This window comes from Inquilinus sp., assembly GCF_057815775.1.
In genome coordinates this window covers 1-5,532 of the sequence record NZ_JBYRFX010001123.1, presented here as the reverse complement: position 1 = coordinate 5,532, position 5,532 = coordinate 1, and the positions used below count along the sequence as shown (strand labels likewise).

General features: G+C 66.4%; 5 protein-coding genes. 3 read left to right on the top strand and 2 right to left on the bottom strand.

Annotated features, from left to right (window positions below; all coding sequences use genetic code 11):
- The coding region (locus AC3XYG_RS40045; protein WP_489145494.1) for a cytochrome c oxidase subunit I at nt 1–1,388 on the bottom strand (1,388 nt) is incomplete at its 3' end.
- Between the two features lie 60 nt (nt 1,389–1,448).
- Entirely contained in the window at nt 1,449–2,318 is an 870-nt protein-coding gene (gene coxB, locus AC3XYG_RS40040) for a cytochrome c oxidase subunit II (RefSeq protein WP_489145493.1), read from the bottom strand.
- A 395-nt stretch (nt 2,319–2,713) separates the two neighbouring features.
- Between coxB and tldD the strand changes: the two genes are divergently transcribed.
- From tldD to AC3XYG_RS40025, 3 genes are all read left to right on the top strand, one after another.
- Nucleotides 2,714–4,147 carry a metalloprotease TldD gene (tldD, locus tag AC3XYG_RS40035; RefSeq protein ID WP_489145492.1) on the top strand — a complete coding sequence of 478 codons (1,434 nt, stop codon included), beginning with the start codon at nt 2,714–2,716 and terminating at the stop codon, nt 4,145–4,147.
- Between the two features lie 359 nt (nt 4,148–4,506).
- Complete coding sequence (locus AC3XYG_RS40030) at nt 4,507–4,938, top strand: Csu type fimbrial protein (RefSeq protein WP_489145491.1); 432 nt, start codon at nt 4,507–4,509, stop codon at nt 4,936–4,938.
- A 13-nt stretch (nt 4,939–4,951) separates the two neighbouring features.
- Nucleotides 4,952–5,532: fimbrial biogenesis chaperone (locus tag AC3XYG_RS40025; RefSeq protein ID WP_489145490.1), on the top strand; the 581-nt coding region annotated here is incomplete at its 3' end.

Below are 5,532 nucleotides of genomic sequence, written 5' to 3'. Positions count from 1 at the left end.
TCCGGATAGTCCGGCTGGCGCCGCGGCATGCCGGCCAGGCCCAGGAAATGCTGCGGGAAGAAGGTCAGGTTGACGCCGATGAACGTCATCCAGAAGTGGATCTTGCCCCAGGTCTCGGGGTACTGCCGGCCCGACATCTTGCCGATCCAGTAGTAGAAGCCGCCGAAGATCGAGAACACCGCGCCCAGCGACAGCACGTAATGGAAGTGCGCGATGACGTAGTAGGTGTCGTGCAGGGCGGTGTCGATGCCGGCATTGGCCAGCACGACGCCGGTGACGCCGCCGACGGTGAACAGGAAGATGAAGCCGATCGCCCACAGCATCGGCGTCTTGAACTCGATCGACCCGCCCCACATCGTCGCAATCCACGAGAAGATCTTGATGCCGGTCGGCACCGCGATGATCAGGGTGGCGGCGGTGAAGTAGGCGCGGGTGTCGACGTCGATGCCGGTGGTGAACATGTGGTGCGCCCACACGACGAAGCCGACGACGCCGATCGCGACCATGGCATAGGCCATGCCGAGATAGCCGAACACCGGCTTCTTCGAGAAGGTCGACACGATGTGGCTGATCATGCCGAAGCCCGGCAGGATCATGATGTAGACCTCGGGGTGCCCGAAGAACCAGAACAGGTGCTGGAACAGGATCGGGTCGCCGCCGCCCTCAGGCTTGAAGAAGCTGGTGCCGAAGTTGCGGTCGGTGATCAGCATCGTGATGGCGCCGCCGAGCACCGGCACGGCCAGCAGCAGCAGGAACGCGGTCACCAGCATGGCCCAGACGAACAGCGGCATCTTGTGCAGCGTCATGCCCGGGGCGCGCATGTTGAAGATGGTGGTGATGAAGTTCACCGCACCCAGGATCGACGACGCGCCGGCCAGATGCAGGGCGAAGATCGCCATGTCGACCGACGGGCCAGGCTGCCCGGCCTCGGACAGCGGCGGGTAGATGGTCCAGCCGGTGCCGGCGCCCTGGCCGACGAAGGCCGAGCCGACCAGCAGGCAGAAGGCGGGGACCAGCAGCCAGAACGAGATGTTGTTCAGGCGCGGGAAGGCCATGTCGGGCGCGCCGATCATCAGCGGCACGAACCAGTTGCCGAAGCCGCCGATCATCGCGGGCATGACCGTGAAGAAGATCATGATCAGGCCGTGGGCCGTCACGATCACGTTCCATTCCTGGCCGCCGGACAGGAACTGCAGGCCCGGATTCTGCAGCTCGAGCCGCATGATCAGCGAGAACACGCCGCCGACCAGACCCGCGCAGATCGCGAAGATCAGGTACAGCGTGCCGATGTCCTTGTGGTTGGTCGAAAACAGCCAGCGGGTGAAGAAACCCGGCTTGTGGCCGTGGTGGTCGTCGTGACCATGTTCGTGCGCATCGGCGTGAGCCATCGTGTCAACCTCTCCCCCATTCGGGGCCTTGCCTGTCGGGGCCGCCGGCCCCGAGTGGGATCAATGACCGGCCAGGGCCAGCTTGGTGGTCGCCTGGGCCTGGTCCCAGGTCATGGTCAGAAGCTTGGGCTTCTCGGCCGGGTTGGGGCCGACCTTCTCGATGACCCACTTGTCGAACTCCTCGCGGCTGACCGCGTGGACTTCGATCGGCATATAGGCGTGGTCGGTGCCGCACAGCTGCGAGCACTGGCCGAAATAGACGCCGGGCTTGTCGATGCGGACCCAGGTCTCGTTGGTCCGGCCGGGCACCGCGTCCTTCTTCACGCCGAAGGCGGGGATGGCCCAGGAATGGATCACATCGCCGGCGGTGGTCAGGATCTGGATGTCGGTGTCGACCGGCAGCACCACCGGGTTGTCGACCGACAGCATCCGCACCTGGCCCGGCTTCAGGTCTTCGTCCTTGATGCCGTAGCTGGTGTATTCCGCGACCTTCTGGTCCGGATACTCATAGCCCCAGTACCACTGGTAGCCATGGGCGATCAGCGTCATCTCGGGCTTGGGGGTGACGTCGCCGTAGTAGAGCAGCCGGAAGGACGGCACCACGATCGCCAGCAGGATCAGCACCGGGGCGATGGTCCACACCACCTCGATGATGGTGTTGTGCGCGGTCTTCGACGGCACCGGGTTGCGCTTGGCGCTGAAGCGCCACATCACATAGACCAGGAGGCCCAGGACGAAGACGGTCAGGACGGTGATGATGACCAGGAGCAGGTCATGGAACGTGTCCATCCTCTCCCGCACCGGCGACGCCGCCTGCTGGAAGCCCATTTCCCAATTGCGGGGCGGGCCGTCGGCGAAGGCCGTACCGGTGCCGAGGAGTAGCAGCGCCGACGCGCCTGCCAGAGATCCACGCAGTCTGCCCGATCGCATGCCGTGCTGCTCTTTCGTTATCTTTGACGTTCCCATGGCCCTATGCCGGCGTTCGCCGTCTTCGAAGCTCGTCCGGCCTTATACCGGCGGAACGGGAAGGGTTGAAGCCCCCATGAGACCCAGTGCCGCACGAAGTCGGATCGAATGCAACTTGCGGGATGTCCGGGCCCTCCCACCGGGGCGGGTCCGGACATCCCGCAAGCCTTCAACACTCGCTTGGCCGGAAAATACATCGCGGCACGAGGGGCAACAACCACCGTCCTCCCCGGGGCACCGCACAAATGGTCGCATCCTCTTGAATCGCCGAGTCGCGGCGGCGCCGGACAGGGGGTGTTTCGGCGGCTGCCGCGGTACTATCTCTTGGAGTCCCGATCCGTTGCTGCGGAAGCCAAAGCATGAGCGCCATCGACCAGACCGACGACCTGTTCTTCACCCAGGCCGGGCTGGACCGTGCCCGGCTGGAGCGACTCGTGAACGACAGCCTGCAGGGCGCCGACGACGGCGAGCTGTTCCTGGAATACGTCCAGTCCGAAGGGCTGAGCTGGGATGACGGCAAGCTGAAGAGCGCCAGCTTCGACACCAGCCAGGGCTTCGGCATGCGGGCGGTGGCGGGCGAGACCACCGGCTACAGCCATGCCTCGATCCTGACGGAAGAGGCGGTGAAGCGGGCCGGCGCCACGGTGGCCGCGGTGCGGGCCGGCCATGGCGGCACCCTGGCCGAGCCGCCGCAGGGCACCAACCGGCAGCTCTACACCGACGCCAACCCGCTGTCGGCGGTGCCGTTCGAGACCAAGGTCAACCTGCTGGCCGCGATCGACGCCTATGCCCGCGGCAAGGATCCGCGGGTGCGCCAGGTCAGCGCCTCGATCAGCGGCAGCTGGCAGGCGGTGCGGATCATCCGTGCCGATGGCCGGCATGCCGCCGACATCCGGCCGCTGGTGCGGGTCAATGTCTCGGTCGTGGTCGGCGATGGCGACCGGATGGAAAGCGGCAGCTACGGCGCCGGCGGCCGCACCGGCTATGATTTCTATCTCGAGCCGGCGCAGTGGCAGGCGGCGGCGGACGAAGCGCTGCGCCAGGCCCTGGTGCGGCTCGACGCCGAGGACGCCCCGGCCGGAGAGATGACGGTGGTGCTCGGCGCCGGCTGGCCCGGCATCCTGCTGCACGAGGCGATCGGCCACGGCCTCGAAGGCGACTTCAACCGCAAGAAGACCTCGGCCTTCTCCAGCCTGATGGGCCAGCGCGTGGCCTCGCCCGGCGTCACCGTGATCGATGACGGCACCTTGCCGGACCGGCGCGGCAGCCTGACGGTCGACGACGAGGGCACGCCGACCCGCAGCACCACGCTGATCGAGGACGGCATCCTGGTCGGCTACATGCAGGACCGGATGAACGCCCGGCTGATGGGCATGCCCGCCACCGGCAACGGTCGGCGGCAGAGCTATGCCCACCACCCGATGCCGCGGATGACCAACACCATCATGCTCGGCGGCGACAAGCCGCCGGAGGAGATCCTGGCCTCGGTCAAGCGCGGCCTCTACGCCGTCAATTTCGGCGGCGGCCAGGTCGACATCACCAACGGCAAGTTCGTGTTCTCCGCCTCCGAGGCCTACATGATCGAGGACGGCAAGATCGGCGCCGCGGTCAAGGGCGCGACCCTGATCGGCAACGGCCCCGACGCGCTGACCAAGGTGTCGATGGTGGGTAATGATATGGCGCTCGACCCCGGCATCGGCACTTGCGGCAAGGAAGGCCAGGGCGTGCCGGTCGGCGTCGGCCAGCCCACCCTGCGGATCGACGGGCTGACGGTGGGCGGCACCCGCGCCTGACCGGGCCTGCCAATCGGATCGATCAGCCGCGGCCCCCGGGCCGCGGCTTTTCTTTGTGCGCCGCAATAGCCGCTTCGCTGCGGTCGTTGATGAAGGTCGGTCACTTCATATCAGGATATGCAAAACCCTAATCGTTATATGGCTCAATTAGGTCGGATGATTGTTCTGTTGGAAACATCATGGATTTGTAAGGTGCCCTGTTCCGCTTGATTAATTTCATGTCATGTGGCGTCATAAGTGAGATACCTCATTTGCGGTATCGATTTTGAGAATCATTATTTCTGGAGGCCGCTGTGCGGATTCCCTTTTGCTTTTTGATTGGTGCGGCAGTCGCGTTCATTCTGCCCAGCAGCGCCGTTATGGCGGCGACGGCAACCACGACTATGGCCGTGACGGCAACAGTGCTGAAATTCTGCACCGTGGTGGCGACGCCGATGGCCTTCGGCAACTACACCAGCTCGACCGATGCCATCAGTACATCGACCATCACCGTGACCTGCACCTCCGGCACCACCTATGACATCGGCCTCGATGCCGGCGGTACATCCGGGGCCACGGTGACCACGCGCCAGATGCGGGGCACGGTCGCCACCACCGCCCGGCTGAACTATTCCCTGTACAGCGAACCGACCCGCACCACGAACTGGGGCAACACCGTCGGCACCGACACGGTGCATCTCACCGCCGGCGTCACCCCCACCGTGTCCACGGTCTACGGCAAGGTCCTGGCCGGCCAGTTCTCCACCCCCGACGCTTACACCGACCTGGTCAACGTCACCGTCACTTACTGACCGGGGGCGGCCGATGACGGCAATTCGGCTGCGCCTGATCCTGATCGCGGCGGCCTTCGCCGCCCTGTGCCCCGGCATCGGCGATGCCTGGGCCGGGGGGCTGGAGGTCGCGCCGCTCGGGGTCGATTTCAACGCGGGCCAGATGGCCCAGACCCTCACCGTGACCAACCGGGCCGACACGCCGGCGACGGTGCAGCTGCGCACCTTCACCTGGTCGCAGCCCGGCGGGACGGACCAGCTGGCGCCGACTGGCGCCCTGGTGGCCAGTCCGCCGATCGTCACCATCCCGCCGGGGCGGGAACAGGTGATCCGCGTGCTGTTGCGCGGGGCGCCATCCGGTGCGGCGGAACAGGGATACCGGCTGACGATCGACGAGATCCCGGTGCTGGTGCCGGGCAAGATCAATGTGGCCCTGCACCTGTCGCTGCCGATCTTCGTGTCCGGCGCGGCGCCGGGCCAGGCCCAGATCGCCTGGTCGGCCCGGCCGGCCGGCGCCGGCGCGATCGAGGTGGTGGCCCGCAACAGCGGCACGCGGCACGCCAAGTTCGGCGGCCTGACCGTCAGCACCCGCGGGGGTGGCGGCAGCGCCGCCGT

Coding starts and splice junctions, on each gene's coding strand:
- AC3XYG_RS40030 (WP_489145491.1), top strand. CDS start 4,507: ATGGCGGCGACGGCAACCACGACTATGGCCGTGACGGCAACAGTGCTG.
- coxB (WP_489145493.1), bottom strand. CDS start 2,318: ATGCGATCGGGCAGACTGCGTGGATCTCTGGCAGGCGCGTCGGCGCTG.
- tldD (WP_489145492.1), top strand. CDS start 2,714: ATGAGCGCCATCGACCAGACCGACGACCTGTTCTTCACCCAGGCCGGG.